Origin of the sequence: Neobacillus rhizosphaerae, from assembly GCF_050477885.1 — a bacterium.
Lineage (GTDB): Bacteria > Bacillota > Bacilli > Bacillales > Cytobacillaceae > Neobacillus > Neobacillus rhizosphaerae_A.
On sequence record NZ_JBCNAC010000088.1, the window covers coordinates 24,487 to 39,924 of the forward strand.

Genomic DNA, 15,438 nt, shown 5'->3' on the forward strand with positions numbered 1-15,438 from the left:
CTTTTAAGAAATAGCTGTTTCTTTTACTAATGCTTTTTGGTTATAAAAAACTCGATTCACTGCGTTTAAGAATGACTTTGCTGATGCTTCTAAGACGTCCTGTGCTGATCCGCGGCCGCTGACTTTAGTGCCGTTAACGGTCATTTTTACGTGAACTTCAGCAAGGGCATCGCGGCCTTGACCAACTGAACTTAATCTAAAATCTGTCAGATGAATTTCTTCTTTAATGAGTGCTTCTAATGTGTTCATTAGCGCCTCGACACTTCCTGATCCTGTACGTGCGGTTTCCACGCGGATTCCTTCTGGGGTAGTTAAGGCTACCGTCGCAGTAGGGAGATTGGCTGAACCGTATTGTACTTGGAAAGCAACAAGTTCGTATTTTTTTACATCGACTGCTGTCGTTTGAATATCGGTTAAAATCGTAAATAAATCCTCGTCCGTTACTTCTTTTTTGCGATCAGTTAATTGCTTAAATGCAGTGAACGCTTCACCTAGTTTTTCAGGTGAAAGGGTATAACCCATTTGCTCAATTTTATCTTTGAATGCATGTCTGCCAGAATGTTTTCCAAGGACCAAATCATTAGATTTTACCCCAACTAATTCAGGGGTAATAATTTCATAGGTTAACGTGTTTTTTAACACGCCATCCTGATGAATGCCTGACTCATGGGCAAAGGCATTTTTTCCAACAACCGCTTTGTTAGGGGGAATTAACATGCCTGTAAACCGGCTGACAAGATCGCTTGTACGTTTGATTTCTTTTAATACTAGATTTGTTGTGTAAGGATATTTATCTTTTCGAATATTTAAGGCGACAGCGATTTCCTCTAAAGAGGCGTTACCGGCACGTTCACCAATTCCGTTAATCGTGCCTTCTACTTGAGTCACTCCATTTTCAATGGCAGCAAGGCTATTTGCTACAGCCATACCAAGGTCATCGTGGCAGTGGCAAGAGAGGGATACTTTATGAATATTAGGTACATTTTCTCGAATGTAGCGGAACATACGGCCATATTCTTCCGGTGTGGTATAACCAACTGTATCTGGAAGGTTGATCACGGTTGCTCCTGCATCAATCACCTTTGTAATGATTTGAACGAGAAAATCAAGGTCAGAGCGGGAAGCATCCTCTGCAGACCATTCCACCTGCGGGAATCTTTGGCGCGCATATGCGACCATGTCGACTGCCGCTTGTGTCACTTGTTCCGGTGTTTTCATTAATTTATATTTCATATGGATAGGGGAGGTAGCAAGAAACACATGCAATCTTGGTTCAGCTGCATCTTTTAAGGCATCCCACGCAATGTCAATATCTGATTTTGTCGCGCGTGCCAAGCCTGTGACGGATGCGTTTTTAATTGTTTGGGCAATCGCTCGTACTGCTTCAAAATCTCCTTGTGAGGAAGCCGGGAAGCCGGCCTCCATAATATCTACACCAAATCGTTCTAGTTGTCTCGCAATTTCTAACTTTTCGAGCTGGTTTAAATTCACACCTGGGGACTGCTCACCATCGCGTAAGGTTGTATCAAAGATGTTAACGTGAACCATTTACCACCACTTCCTTCTTTGCATTTACTGGCTTTTTAATGAATGGCATTAATGCACGAAGCTCTCGGCCAACAGTCTCGATTTGGTGATTGTTTTCAGCGCGGTTGATGGCGTTGAATTGTGGGCGATTTGCTTGGTTTTCTAAGATCCAGCCTTTTGCAAACACGCCAGTTTGGATATCTTTTAAAACTTCCTTCATACGGGCTTTTGTATCCTCGTTTACCACGCGTGGTCCAGATACGAAATCTCCCCATTGTGCTGTGTCAGAGATCGAGTAGCGCATGTTTTCAAAGCCACCTTCGTATAAAAGGTCCACGATTAATTTCAATTCATGTAAACACTCAAAGTATGCAACTTCTGGCTGGTATCCAGCTTCTACTAGAGTTTCAAAGCCTGCTTTGATTAGGGCAGTCGTACCACCGCAAAGGACAGCCTGTTCGCCGAATAGATCTGTTTCTGTTTCTTCTTGGAAAGTCGTTTCTAACACGCCTGCACGAGCGGAACCAATTCCTTTTGCATAGGCAAGAGCTACTTCACGCGCTTGACCCGTGTAGTCTTGGTAAACAGCATATAGGGCAGGAACACCAGCGCCTTCAGTGTATGTGCGGCGTACTAAATGTCCTGGTCCTTTAGGTGCTACTAGGAATACATCCACATCTGCTGGAGGAACGATTTGGCTAAAGTGAACATTAAAGCCATGGGCAAAAACAAGAGCGTTTCCTGCTTCTAGGTTCGGTTTGATACTTTCTTCGTACACTTTAGGCTGCATTTCGTCTGGAAGGAGGACCATAACTACATCTGCAACAGCTGTTGCTTCGGCAACTGAGCGTACATCAAGGCCGTCTTCCACTGCTTTATCCCATGATTTTCCGCCTCTTAGACCAACGACTACATCAAATCCACTTTCTTTTAAGTTCAGGGCATGTGCATGACCTTGTGAACCATATCCGATTACCGCGATTTTTTTTCCTTGTAAAACTGCCTCTTGAATATCTCCGTTATAAAGTACTTTTACCATTATGAATCATCCTTTCAGGAATAGTTTTTATTTTAATAGTGAGTAGGTAGCTAGTTCGTTTACTTGTGGCTGATGGCCTCGTTGGAGGGCAGTCAGACCGGTTCTGGAAATTTCTTTAATGCCGTAAGGGCGGAGCAGTTCAATCAAGGCATCGATTTTGTCAGGGCGGCCAGTGATTTGGACGGCTAGACTATCTTTGCTCACATCAATAATCAAGGCACGGAACGGATCAATAATTCCGTTGATCTCGCTTCGAAGCTGACTGCTGCTTGCTACCTTAATGAGAGCGAGTTCCCTTGCAACAATGGCTTTATCCGTAATATCGGACACTTTTAATACATCAATTTGCTTGTTTAATTGTTTCGTCACTTGTTCAAGACGTTGCTCGTCTTCGACTTCAACAACTAAGGTCATTTTGGAGACGCCTTCTGTTTCAGTCGGCCCAACAGAGATGCTAGAAATATTGAATTGACGTCTTTGAAGGAGGCCAGTGACCCGATTTAGTACACCGCTTCGGTCTTGAACAGTGGCTGTTATGATCCGTTTCATGGTTTCACCCCAATCATTTCATGGATTCCTTTGCCAGGCGCAATCATTGGAAAAACTTTTTCCTGCTGAAGGACACGGCAATCAACAAGAACAGGGCCATTGTGTGCAAAAACTTCTGGTAAGACGGTAATGAGTTCTTCCTGAGTGTTCACTTTCACACCGCGAATCGAGTAACTTTCAGCCAGCTTGACGAAATCTGGTTGGGTATGAAGGATGGATTCAGAAATTCGATTTCCATGCAATAATTCCTGCCATTGACGAACCATTCCGAGTGCTCCATTGTTAACGATGATGATTTTTACAGGAAGGTTTCGTTCATAAATGACCGATAATTCTTGAAGGGTCATTTGGAAACCGCCGTCTCCGACAATGGCAACAACTGTACTTTCTGGTGATGCAATTTGTGCCCCAATGGCTGCAGGGAAGCCAAATCCCATCGTGCCAAGTCCACCTGATGTGATCCAGCGATGCGGCTGCTTAAAGGTGTAATACTGCGCAGCCCACATTTGATGTTGACCTACGTCGGTTGCTACAATGGCATTTCCATTTGTTACCTTATGCACTGCTTCAATTACCCACTGTGGACACATTCCGTTTGGATCATGCTTATACCAAAGCGGATATTCCTGTTTATACTGTTGGAGGGTTGTGAGCCATGCTTCGTGTTCTGGCTGTTCTACTTCATGCTGTGCTAATTCCATTAATGCCTCACGTGTATCAGAAACAATCGGGATTTGTGTTGACACATTTTTGCCGATTTCAGCAGGGTCAATATCGATATGAGCGACCTTTGCAAATGGGGCAAAGTGTTTCAGATTGCCTGTTAAACGGTCGTCGAAGCGTGCTCCAAAATTGATTAGTAAATCACAATCATGCAAAGCCATGTTTGCGGCATACGTTCCATGCATTCCACCCATTCCTAAGGAGAGAGGGCTGTCAGCCGGGAAGGCGCCTAATCCTAATAGGGTGGTGACTACTGGTAGGTCGTATTTTTCAGCAAGTGCAGTCAGTTCAGCTGAAGCTTTTCCGTGGAGAACTCCGGCTCCGGCAAGTACAACAGGTTTCTTTGCTTTAGAAATAGAGTCAGCCAGTTTTTTAATCTGCAAAGGATTTGGTTTGGTAGTTGGCTGGTAGCCTGGTAAATGAATACTCGCTTCTTTTGGTTCTTCTGTTAATACTCCTGCTGAGATATCTTTTGGAATATCGACTAAGACTGGACCTGGTCGGCCGGTAGAAGCAATATGGAAAGCTTCCTTCACGATTCTTGGCAAATCGGATATAGATTGCACTTGGTAGTTATGTTTGGTGATTGGTGTTGTAATAGCCATCACATCAGCTTCCTGGAAGGCATCTGTTCCGATGACACTTCGTGCAACCTGCCCGGTAAATACCACGAGTGGCAGAGAATCCATCATGGCATCTGTAATTCCAGTTACCAGGTTAGTAGCTCCTGGTCCTGAAGTGGCAATGACTACTCCAGGTTTTCCAGTAATCCGGGCATATCCTTCAGCAGCATGAATCATACCTTGCTCGTGGCGGAAAAGGATGTGGTTGATGGTTCCTTTTGCCCGATAGATGGCATCATAGATCGGAAGGACTGCACCTCCTGGATACCCAAATAATGTATCAACACCTTCTTGTTTCAATAAGTCGATCAGAAGGTCGGCACCAGTTTTGGGTTCAGTACTGGTTTGGAATTCCAGCTTTTTTGCTTCTACTTTCACGTCGTAATCCCTCCTTGTGGATATTTGAATATTTGAAAAACTCAGCGTGTGGCTGTGGTTTTGATAAAAAATTTGTCTCCATACATAGTAAAAAAGGCCCTATTTTCCCCGAATAGACTGCAGTGAAGTATATCAAAAGCAGAATAATCGGGGAGAAAAGGCCTTTCTTTTTCTCGGTACCACCCGGTTTTACAGTATCCTTACGAATACCGCCTTATGAAGCGACAACAAATAGAATAACGCTTCTTTTGGTAACAGGTGTTAAGAAACAACACCTGATTGAGCCTACTAAGTGTAACCGTTCAGCCCAATACTCAGGGATGATGTCGGAATAAGGTGCATTACTGGGCTTCCAGCAACCCCAGCTCTCTGAAAATGCATATTCTTATTCCTTTTTTCCCGTCATCGATTTATCGTATTTGGTTGTCAAGGATGGAACGAATGGTTTAGTACCTTTACTTCTCTGTGGAAGGGGAGGGGTACTAGTGGATCCCTTTTATCTATTAACTTTGCGAAATATTATATTTTCATAACCCCGCCTGTATTAGCAGAGGTAACAAGCTTTGCGTATTTTGCTAGATAGCCAGATTTGATTTTTGGTTCTGGCTTTACCCATGCAGCAAGTCTAGCCGTTAACACTTCTTCATCAACGAGTAGTTCAATTGAACGCGCTTCTAAATCAATTAAGATTTTGTCACCATTTTCAACAAGGCCAATTGGCCCGCCTTCTGCTGCTTCAGGCGAGATATGACCGATGGAAATACCACGGCTTGCACCTGAGAAACGTCCGTCTGTGATGAGGGCAACTTCTTTTCCTAAGCCCCGGCCCATAATAGCGGAGGTAGGAGCTAACATTTCCGGCATTCCTGGCCCACCTTTTGGACCTTCGTAGCGGATGACCACTACATGGCCGGCTTTAACTGTTCCGTTATGAATGCTTTCTAATGCTTCATCCTGGGATTCAAATACGATTGCTTCTCCTAGGAATGTTTTAATCGAAGGATCAACAGCACCAACCTTAATGACGCCACCATCTGGAGCAATGTTTCCATAAAGGATGGAAAGGCCACCTACAGGACTATATGGATTATCTTTCGTACGAATAACCATTTCATTGGTGATTGTTGCATCTTTCACATTTTCTTCAAGCGTTTTTCCCGTAATCGTTAAGCAGTCTTTATGTAGCGCACCTTCGACTTTATAAAGCTCGTTGATAATCGCGCTAACCCCGCCGGCCCGGTGAACATCATCCATTGAATAATCAGATGCTGGCATAATCTTAGAAAGATAAGGAACTCTTTCAGCAATTTTATTAATTTCACGAAGATCGTAATCGATCCCCGCTTCATGGGCAATAGCAAGTGTGTGTAACACAGTATTGGTAGATCCGCCCATTGCCATATCAAGTGCAAAAGCATTATCAATTGCTTCTCTTGTAATAATGTCCCGTGGACGAATATCTTTTTTCACCAAGTCAACTAAATGTCTAGCTGCCTGGCGAATCAATTCATGTCTTTCTTCAGACGTAGCAACGATCGTTCCGTTGCCAGGAACCGTCATTCCTAACACTTCCATGAGGCAATTCATGGAGTTTGCTGTAAACATTCCAGAACAAGAACCACATGTAGGGCAGGCTTGAGTTTCAATTTCAAGAAGCTCCTGTTGACTAATGGTGCCGTTATGGTAAGCACCGACACCCTCAAATACAGAAGTGAGGGAGAGGTTTTTCCCTGTGGAAGGAGAAACACCTGCTTCCATTGGACCACCTGAAACAAAAACAGATGGGACATTCGTTCTTGCGGCAGCCATCAGCATTCCAGGTGTGATTTTGTCACAGTTTGGAATGTAAAACACACCATCGAACCAATGGGCATTAATAACTGTTTCGGCACTGTCGGCTATAATCTCACGGCTTGGGAGGGAATAGCGCATGCCGATATGTCCCATCGCTATTCCGTCATCAACACCAATCGTATTAAATTCAAAAGGAATTCCACCAGCTTCACGGATGGCCTCTTTTACAATCTCACCGAAATGATTAAGGTGTTTATGTCCGGGAATAATTTCAATAAACGAGTTACAAACCCCAATAAACGGTTTCTCTAAATCACTCGTTTTTACCCCAGTTGCATATAAAAGGCTGCGGTGGGGGGCACGGTCAATTCCCTTTTTAATCATATCGCTTCGCATGTATCTATCTCCTAACTGACAATGGCGTGGTTTGCACCTTCAGGGTAACAAGCCACTCCGTCTGTTGTGACGATTCGTCTAAATTCTTCTAATAGTTGAGTTGTAACTTCACCAGGTTTGCCATTTTTGATTATCCGGCGATCGACTTCGATAACGGCAATGACTTCAACAGCTGTTCCCGTTAGGAATACTTCATCCGCCACATATACATCATGTCTCGTAAACGGTGATTCTCTCACCTCGTACCCTTTCGCTCTCGCCACATCAATGATTGCGTTCCGAGTAATTCCTTCTAAAGCTCCTAAGTAAACAGGAGGGGTGTAAATAACACCATTCTTTACAATGAAGATATTGTCAGCAGAACCTTCAGTTACATAACCTTGGTCATTCAGCATGAGGGCTTCCTGAACCCCTACTTGATTGGCTTCTAATTTAACAAGGATATTATTTAAGTAATTAAGCGATTTAATTTGTGGACTTAGTACATCTGGGCGATTCCTTCTGCTCGCTACGGAGGCTATTTTAATTCCATTTTCGTAAAATTCCTTTGGATACATGGTTAGTTCCTCAGCAATAATGATTACGTTTGGATTAGAGCAGGATGAAGGGTCCAGGCCTAAATTTCCTCTACCACGTGAAACAACGACACGAATATAGGCGCTGTCCAGTTGGTTTTTTCTAATTGTCTCAACAACTAATTGCGTCATTTCCTCCTGTGTATATGGAATATTCAGCATAATGGATTGAGCTGATTCGTACAGTCTTTTAAGGTGAGCGTCGAGTCTAAAGACGTTTCCGCTGTATACACGAATGCCTTCAAATACTCCATCTCCATATAAAAAACCGTGATCATATACTGAAATAACAGCTTCTTCTTTCTTGACGAACTCGCCGCCAAGGAAAATCCATTGACTTCCCAACCTAACCACTCCTCTTTAGTGATAAACCGCTTTAAATGATTAAATATTTTTTTAAAAAGAATTCCCTTGCTCATCGTAGAAAAGGTGATGTGCAAAGGCTGTAATAACTTATGGATGATTATTTTCGATAATCATACAACCAAAAGATAACATGGTCAACATTAAAATCTGACAATTCAAAACAGTCAAAATAATTGGTAGCGTTTTCATTCTTGTTCTTATAGGAAAAAGGAGGGAAAAAAATTTAAAAAAAAATTTTAAAATAGAGAGGGGGACGAATAAAAGATAAGAGGGTTACGAGTGATTTGATCAAAAATAATGATGATAATGATAGAAGAAAACACTTGTAGGATAGTGTTTTCTATTAACCTATTTTAGCAAGATATTCATACACCTCCTGTAGAGTATGAAATCCTTTTGTTTGGGCCTGCTGCAAAAAATAACCCCAAATTTGTGCGGTCATCATCGCATCTCCGAGGGCATGATGACGATTTTTTACTTCAATTTCACATTGAGTACAAACCTCTTCAAGGGGCAAAGATTTGATAGAAGGGTTAAAAAGTCGAATTAAGAACGAGGTATCTATAATTCGGTGATTAAATTTTGTTCGTAATAGTTCCCAAGTCATTTTTTGCATAAAGGATTGTTCATGGTTTGCATGGTGTGCGATCAAAATATCACTATCAATAAATTGGATAAATTGGATTAAGACATTCGATGCAGGCGGTGCCGTTCGCAACTCCGATTCTTGGATATTAGTAAGTGTAGAAATTTCCTCCGAAAGTGGAAGGTCCGAATGAACTAAGGAATAGAATGTTTCTGTCTCTTTGATTTGGCAACCCGTCATCCTCACAGCCCCAATGGAAATCACTTGATCCCCCTTGTCTGGATAAAATCCAGTCGTTTCTAAGTCAAACACGACTACTCTCAATTCGTTAAGAGGGGAGTCTAAGGTGCTTTTTTGTTTCATTTCTCTTTGTATCTGTCTAAGAAAAGCGATTTGTTGTGGAGTCGATTGCCCTTGTACCCCTGCATAAATAGTTGGACTAAGCTTACCCGATATTTGTTTGAAAAATTGGATCATTTCATTCATCCCCATAGTAATCTTCCTTCTCTAGTAACTTTCTAACGGTTTGATAGAGGGAGGCTCCACTTTTAATGATTTCTTTTATCTCTTTCGTTTGTTCCTTCGATAAACGGTTGATAGGCAGATAATGGCCGGAATCATAATCGCTTGAATGACAAAATAAAAGCCGGTAGTTGAGCAACCTTGTAAATTGATCGATATAGTACTCTCTTTCTTTCGTTGACAACCATGTCACAGGTATTTTTTCTAACCGCGAAAGAGTAGCTGATTCCAATACGTTCTCTTTAATAGCTGCCAACCGTACGGCATTCACATAAGGTAAAAAGCCGAGTTCTTTTAGGTTTAATGAACCTGTATGGGGGCCATGTGTCTCTACTAAAAGCTGGCCTAACACATTAATTCCTTTTTTTAGATGCAAAGTATTGTTGAGTAATTTTGTATGAAGATGATTTTTGTTAATGGTTTGATAGATTTGGCGTTTTAAGACATTCACATACTCACCTTCACCATAAACTGACCGAGCATCAAGAAAGATTAGTAGGTACCTGATAGACTCCCAGGAGGCTTCCGTTGTCCACTTCGCAAGTTGTTCCTGCCATTCGGTTATGGATTTACACCAAAAAGGATTACCTGCCATGATTCCCCCGTCACAATAAGGATATCCAACTTGATAAAGCCCTTTTGAGATTTCCTTTCCAAGTGTTAAAAAGTAGGACCTTCCCTCCTCACTTAGATCATGATAAACAATTCCATGATCCTGGTCGCTCCAAATCGATTGCTCTTGCCGGCCAGCACTGCCCATGACAAAGAAGGAGAAGGGAGAGGGCGGGGGGCCATAGCGAGTAGAAACTTGATCGATGGCTGCTTCTAAAACTTTAGTTAAAATTTGATGATGCAGTTGGTTTAATTGAAAATGATCATGTGAGACTTGTAGTATTTGAAACTTTCTAAAATTTCCTATGTTTTCGTAGGTTGTAGAATCCATCCTTACCACCTCCTATATAAAAAATGAAAAAGGCAGAGGCTGACTCTTATGAATAGGAGTCAGTCTCTCCGGATCATTACTATTGCGCTTTTACCTTTTGCTCAGTTGTAAGCAATTCGGGGTATCCGTAGCTGCCATGCTCGCTCATATCGAGGCCGATGATTTCCTCTTCTTCAGTTACACGCAGACCATTCATAAACTTTTTCATTATAGCTAGTAAAACAAACGATACAATGAAGGCGAAGGATGCACAAGTGAAGACGCCAAGTGCTTGAACGCCCAACTGATGCAGGCCTCCTCCGTAAAATAATCCTGGTTTTCCAACAGTAGCTAGTTCTTTTGTTGCAAAGAATCCAGTGGACAGTGTCCCCCATACACCAGCTGTTCCATGCACAGACAAAGCGGCAATCGGGTCATCAATTCCTCTGTTTTCAAAGAAGCGAATGCTATAGAATACGAGAAAACCGGCAATAAAGCCAATCAGAACAGCGGCCCATGTATCAACAAATGCACAGGAGGCTGTGATGGCAACTAAACCGGCTAACGCACCGTTTAACATCATAGGTACATCAGCTTTACCTAAAACCATCCAAGAAATAATCATGGCAGCAACTGTTCCAGCTGCAGCTGCAAGATTCGTATTAATGGCTACGAATCCGAAAAATCCTTTGTCAACCGATAGGGTACTACCTGCATTAAATCCAAACCAGCCTACCCATAGAAGTAATACGCTTAACGCAGTGAAGACTTGGTTATGGCCGGAAAGATTATTGGCTGAACCATCTTTATTAAACTTTCCAATTCGAGGTTTTAAGAGAATAGTAGCAGCAAGGGCTGCCATTGCTCCTGTTAAGTGAACAACCGTTGAACCTGCAAAATCCTGTTTTCCATGTTCGGCTAACCAGCCGCCTCCCCAAATCCAGTGAGCGATTGGAGGATAGACGATGACCGAGAAAAGTACGGCGAAGACAAGGTAGGCACTCAATTTAGCACGTTCGGCAAATCCACCGAATGCGATGGTTAATGAAATTCCTGCAAAAGCTAATTGGAATAAAAAGAAAACTGAGCCTGATAGCGACAAGCTATCCATGTCATAACCAGAATATAAGAAGTCCGAAAAACCAATGATTGGATTTCCTTTTCCGAAAATCAATCCAAACCCGACTGCCCAAAACACAATGGAGCTTATTCCAAAGGTTAGGATAGTTTTCCCAGCAATATGCCCTGCATTCTTCATTCTTGTTGATCCGGTTTCAAGAAGGATGAACCCTCCAATCATTAGAATAACGAGTACAGCACTAACCATTACCCATAAACTGTTCATTAAAAATAAAGTATCCATTTTTCTCCCCCTTTAGAATAATGTTAATTTTTATAACATTTAGTGTAGTTGTATTTTTACATGAAAAAGTGGTTGAATCTATAAGTTTGTAAGGTTATCTAACATGGTTTTTGAAGAATGAGCAATTTTGCTTGGTTGAAAGGGAAGTTTTAACATAAAAAAACCTTGCTCCTAACAAGGAGTCAAGGCAATAGATGGGGATTTTTAATTTTTTCGAATGCCAAATTGAGCATTCAGCTGTCCTTGAATCATCTTTCGGCGAATAGCATCCTGGTTGATTTTCTTTTGATCACGAAGCATTTCTTTTCTAATTTCATGTGTTTGGATACCGTCTTCGATTTTATTGGCGATTTCCATCAGCGATTCTACATCGGAAAAAGAGAATTTTCGGCTTCCTCCTGCTGATCTTTCAGGAAAAATAAGTTTCCGCTCCTCGTAATATCTTATTTGTCTCTCGGAAAGACCGGTTAGATCTCTAACGATTCCAATGGTGATTACCTTCTTATCTTTATATGATAAATCTTTTCCCATTTTAGACTCTCACCACACCCGTTCGTGTTATAGTTGGAAAATTCGTAATATACACTACATTATATGTTAGATTTTCTCACATCGGACTGGATTTTGGTACGATAATGCATAATTTTTTTGAAAAGGTTATTAGAGTTGAAGTAATACTACTTATTAGCGGGGTATGTTTTTTTATAAAGATTTGCAAGTTCTCTGATGGTAAGGGAATGAAGCTCGCTTCCGGATGTACCGCTTTGTTGTTCCGATTCCATTAATTTTTTTATATAAAATTGTTTTAGCCGTTCGAGTCCTTTACGTAAATGAGTGGCCAAATTTTCCCCTCCTCAATGATTCTAATAATTTTGTAGTTTTCGTAACAGGTCGTTTGCTTGGGAACCCATGACTTTCATTAGCTCTTCGTACAATTCGTCTCGTAACCTATCTAACTGAAGAATCTTTTCAGCTAATTGAATCTCTTGTCTTTGATACATTTGTAATCTTCCTCTCTGTGTTTATATTGAAAAACTTATCTGAATTCGTACCCTTTGTCAGTAACTGTGTAAGAAAAGGTAACAGCATTTTTCCAGATGGCGAAAATCAATGGGAGAAACCCTTATAACTATGTAAGATTTCTATAAAAAAAGAACCAGGCAGCACGCGCCTGGTTCCGCTTAAATGTCTTTTAATACTCTCCATCAAATGGAGTGAATGGGATGTTAAATCTTCTTTCGAGTATGCGAACACGTTGATTAACTCGTTGTAGACGGCGTTGAAGCTGATTAACATCTCGTTGAAGCTGGTTGATTTCTCTTTCCTGACGCTCATTTTGTCTTTCTAGCTGGTTGACTCGACGCTCTAGCTGTTGAGGCTGGCGATTGGGGTCATAATGAATTTGTGTGGCATAAGGGTCTTGGGTTACATAAGAATCATGTGTTACATAAGAATTCATTTGCTCAGCTGGCACATAGCTATGATATTCAATCGGCATTTGTGGAACTTGGTAGTAACCGTAGGGGTTCATTGGGCATCTCTCCTAACATGATATATACCCTATAAATTATGCCGGGACTTTCGGGGTGTAACGGCGAATGCCTAATTTCAAAAAGACTTTATTACGGTAGTCAATTAGTGTATTGCTATAGTAAGAAAATTATAACGATTGAATATATAAACAAAAAAAGTTATAATCAAGTATATTCAAAATATTATTAAGATTTGGTAAAATTGTTTTTATATAAAAATAATGGAGGTCTAGAAATGAAGAAATTAAAATTAGTTTCAACCCTTTTCATGATGGCATTTCTCTTAATTCTATCAGCCTGTGGGACAAGTAAAACAGGAGGCGACGGTGAAAAAACATTAAGAGTTGTTACCGATGCAGCATATGCGCCTTTTGAATACCAGGACAAAGGAGAAGTTGTAGGCTTTGATATTGACTTTATTAATGCAGTGGCTAAGGAAGCAGGAGTTAAAATTAAGGTGGAACATGTAGGCTGGGATCCATTATTTGTGGAGCTGGACAAGAAGACTGCTGATCTTGGTATCTCTGCCATCACGATTAACGATGAGCGGAAGCAATCCTACGACTTTACTATTCCGTACTTCTTATCAACTAATAAAATCCTTGTTCCAGAAGGCAGCGATATTAAGAGTGCAGCAGATTTAAAGAATGGTAAAACAGTTGCAGTTCAAAACGCAACGACTGGACAAGAAGCAGTTGAAGGGCTTCTAGGTAAAAACAATGAGAAAATTAAAAAATTCGAAAATAACAATCTGGCAATTCTTGAATTAAAGAGCGGCGGTGCAGACGCAGTTGTTGCTGACAATACCGTTGTTGAACAATATGTGAAAAATAACCCGAAAGATAAATTCGTCGTTATCGAAGATTCAGGTGCATTTGCTAAAGAATTTTATGGGCTAATGATGCCAAAGGGAAGCAAGCTTAAGGCAGATCTTGATAAAGCAATTAAGGAAGTTATTGATAACGGAACATACGCAAAGATTTACAAGAAATGGTTTAAGGTAGAGCCAGATACACAAATTCTAAAAGACCAACAATAATAAGAACTGAAAAAATTGCGTAACTCTTCAAAACAGCAGTTACGCAATTTTTGGTTATTTTTGCAACACTGTCTAACAACCGCACTCGATGCATAGGGAGCATCATGTCTGTATAGGGGGATCAAATGATGGATTTTCGTTGGGATATTTTAGCTGAATACGCTCCTTTTTTTCTAAAAGGGACGTTACTAACTATTGGTCTTTCAATCGCCAGTATAATAATTGGAACGGTCCTGGGGCTAGTAATCGGTCTAGGAAAAATGATGAGGAACAAGCTCTTAGCATTACCTTTTAGTATTTATATTACCTTTTTTCGTGGTACTCCATTACTCGTGCAAATTCTATTAATTCATTTTGCAGTTGTACCATTATTCACTGGGAGTACAAACGCTATTGCTGCTGCCATTCTAACTCTTTCGTTAAATGCTGCTGCATATATAGCAGAGATTTTCAGAGCTGGCATTCAGTCCATTGATCGAGGGCAAATGGAGGCAGCTCGTTCATTAGGGATGACTCACGTCCAATCCATGTGGTATATCATCCTACCGCAAGCGTTTAAACGAATGATTCCACCTTTAGGAAATGAATTTATTGTCCTCATTAAAGAATCGTCACTGGCTGCTTTAATTGCCGCCCCCGAATTAATGTATTGGGGACGAGCTATGCAAGGGCAGTATTTCAGGGTTTGGGAGCCGTATATAACGGCAGCAGTTATTTATCTCGTGTTAACTCTCTCATTAAGCTTCCTGTTATCACGTCTTGAAAGGAGGTTGGCAACTGAATGATTGAAGTAAGAAATCTGAAAAAGTCATTTGGAAGTAATGAAGTTCTTAAGGATATCAATGTTACGGTCCAGCCTCAAGAGGTTGTAGTTGTCATTGGACCTTCGGGCTCAGGGAAATCCACTTTCCTACGTTGTCTAAATATGCTTGAGACCATCACTGGCGGCCATGTATGCATTGAAGGAGTAGACCTAACGGACAAGCAAACTGACATTAATAAAGTCCGAACCGAAGTAGGTATGGTGTTTCAGCAATTCAATCTTTTTCCGCATAAAAAGGTGATTGAAAATATAATGCTTGCTCCCATGAAGGTAAGGAATGTACCAGCAGAAAAGGCAAGAGCAAAAGGATTAGAGCTTTTAAGGAAAGTAGGATTAGAAGACAAAGCCGAGGCCTATCCTGATTCTTTATCCGGGGGGCAAAAGCAACGGGTAGCAATTGCTAGGGCGCTCGCAATGGAACCGAAAATCATGCTGTTTGATGAGCCAACGTCTGCACTCGACCCGGAAATGGTCGGTGAGGTACTCGAGGTCATGAAGCAGCTAGCTAAAGAAGGAATGACAATGGTCGTGGTCACCCATGAAATGGGCTTTGCTAAAGAAGTGGGCGATCGGGTGATCTTCATGGATGGCGGCTTAGTTGTCGAAGAAAATGTCCCAATTGAATTATTCGATCATCCAAAGGAAGAACGGACAAAAGCATTTTTAAGTAAAATATTATAA

Annotated in this window: 16 protein-coding genes; 3 read left to right on the plus strand and 13 right to left on the minus strand. The window is 41.3% G+C overall.

The genetic code is table 11. The annotated features are described in order from the left end of the window. Positions 1-3 precede the first annotated feature (3 nt). The 13 genes from ABES03_RS11825 to ABES03_RS11885 all read right to left on the minus strand — a co-directional run bounded on the left by ABES03_RS11825 (position 4) and on the right by ABES03_RS11885 (position 12,894). Positions 4-1,548 (minus strand): 2-isopropylmalate synthase, encoded by a 1,545-nt coding sequence (locus ABES03_RS11825; protein WP_430117484.1) that lies wholly within the window; start codon positions 1,546-1,548, stop codon positions 4-6. Next, the gene (ilvC, locus tag ABES03_RS11830) at positions 1,535-2,566 is read right to left on the minus strand and encodes a ketol-acid reductoisomerase (RefSeq protein WP_430117485.1); all 1,032 of its coding nucleotides are present in this window, start codon (positions 2,564-2,566) and stop codon (positions 1,535-1,537) included. The genes ABES03_RS11825 and ilvC overlap by 14 nt, the downstream gene beginning before the upstream one ends. A 27-nt stretch (positions 2,567-2,593) precedes the next feature. Continuing rightward, complete coding sequence (gene ilvN, locus ABES03_RS11835; protein ID WP_430117486.1) at positions 2,594-3,115, minus strand: acetolactate synthase small subunit; 522 nt, start codon at positions 3,113-3,115, stop codon at positions 2,594-2,596. Next, the gene (gene ilvB / locus ABES03_RS11840) at positions 3,112-4,839 is read right to left on the minus strand and encodes an acetolactate synthase large subunit (protein ID WP_430117487.1); all 1,728 of its coding nucleotides are present in this window, start codon (positions 4,837-4,839) and stop codon (positions 3,112-3,114) included. Before ilvB ends, ilvN begins: the two co-directional genes overlap by 4 nt. A gap of 519 nt (positions 4,840-5,358) precedes the next feature. Then, positions 5,359-7,029, minus strand: coding sequence for a dihydroxy-acid dehydratase (gene ilvD, locus ABES03_RS11845; protein WP_430117488.1), 1,671 nt, complete (start codon positions 7,027-7,029; stop codon positions 5,359-5,361). An 11-nt stretch (positions 7,030-7,040) separates the two neighbouring features. After that, a complete protein-coding gene (gene ilvE / locus ABES03_RS11850; protein WP_430117489.1) occupies positions 7,041-7,949 on the minus strand; it encodes a branched-chain-amino-acid transaminase in 909 nt (302 codons plus the stop codon). A 364-nt stretch (positions 7,950-8,313) separates the two neighbouring features. Continuing rightward, entirely contained in the window at positions 8,314-9,048 is a 735-nt protein-coding gene (locus tag ABES03_RS11855; protein WP_430117490.1) for an exonuclease domain-containing protein, read from the minus strand. Next, complete coding sequence (locus ABES03_RS11860) at positions 9,035-10,021, minus strand: DUF294 nucleotidyltransferase-like domain-containing protein (RefSeq protein ID WP_430117491.1); 987 nt, start codon at positions 10,019-10,021, stop codon at positions 9,035-9,037. Before ABES03_RS11860 ends, ABES03_RS11855 begins: the two co-directional genes overlap by 14 nt. A 79-nt stretch (positions 10,022-10,100) precedes the next feature. Then, complete coding sequence (locus ABES03_RS11865; protein ID WP_430117492.1) at positions 10,101-11,363, minus strand: ammonium transporter; 1,263 nt, start codon at positions 11,361-11,363, stop codon at positions 10,101-10,103. Positions 11,364-11,567: 204 nt separating this feature from the next. Next, the gene (locus ABES03_RS11870; RefSeq protein ID WP_430117493.1) at positions 11,568-11,894 is read right to left on the minus strand and encodes a MerR family transcriptional regulator; all 327 of its coding nucleotides are present in this window, start codon (positions 11,892-11,894) and stop codon (positions 11,568-11,570) included. A 146-nt stretch (positions 11,895-12,040) separates the two neighbouring features. Next, the gene (locus tag ABES03_RS11875) at positions 12,041-12,205 is read right to left on the minus strand and encodes a hypothetical protein (RefSeq protein WP_430117494.1); all 165 of its coding nucleotides are present in this window, start codon (positions 12,203-12,205) and stop codon (positions 12,041-12,043) included. 21 nt (positions 12,206-12,226) lie between these two features. Beyond that, entirely contained in the window at positions 12,227-12,364 is a 138-nt protein-coding gene (locus ABES03_RS11880) for a hypothetical protein (protein ID WP_308080990.1), read from the minus strand. Between the two features lie 191 nt (positions 12,365-12,555). Beyond that, positions 12,556-12,894: a hypothetical protein gene (locus ABES03_RS11885; protein ID WP_430117495.1), complete on the minus strand. Its 339-nt coding sequence runs from the start codon at positions 12,892-12,894 to the stop codon at positions 12,556-12,558. 236 nt (positions 12,895-13,130) lie between these two features. On the opposite strand from ABES03_RS11885, the gene ABES03_RS11890 reads away from it, so the two are divergent. The 3 genes from ABES03_RS11890 to ABES03_RS11900 all read left to right on the plus strand — a co-directional run bounded on the left by ABES03_RS11890 (position 13,131) and on the right by ABES03_RS11900 (position 15,438). Beyond that, complete coding sequence (locus tag ABES03_RS11890; protein WP_430117496.1) at positions 13,131-13,934, plus strand: basic amino acid ABC transporter substrate-binding protein; 804 nt, start codon at positions 13,131-13,133, stop codon at positions 13,932-13,934. 128 nt (positions 13,935-14,062) lie between these two features. Continuing rightward, on the plus strand, positions 14,063-14,719 hold the full coding sequence (locus ABES03_RS11895; RefSeq protein WP_430117521.1) for an amino acid ABC transporter permease: 657 nt from the start codon (positions 14,063-14,065) through the stop codon (positions 14,717-14,719). Beyond that, entirely contained in the window at positions 14,716-15,438 is a 723-nt protein-coding gene (locus tag ABES03_RS11900; RefSeq protein ID WP_430117497.1) for an amino acid ABC transporter ATP-binding protein, read from the plus strand. The genes ABES03_RS11895 and ABES03_RS11900 overlap by 4 nt, the downstream gene beginning before the upstream one ends.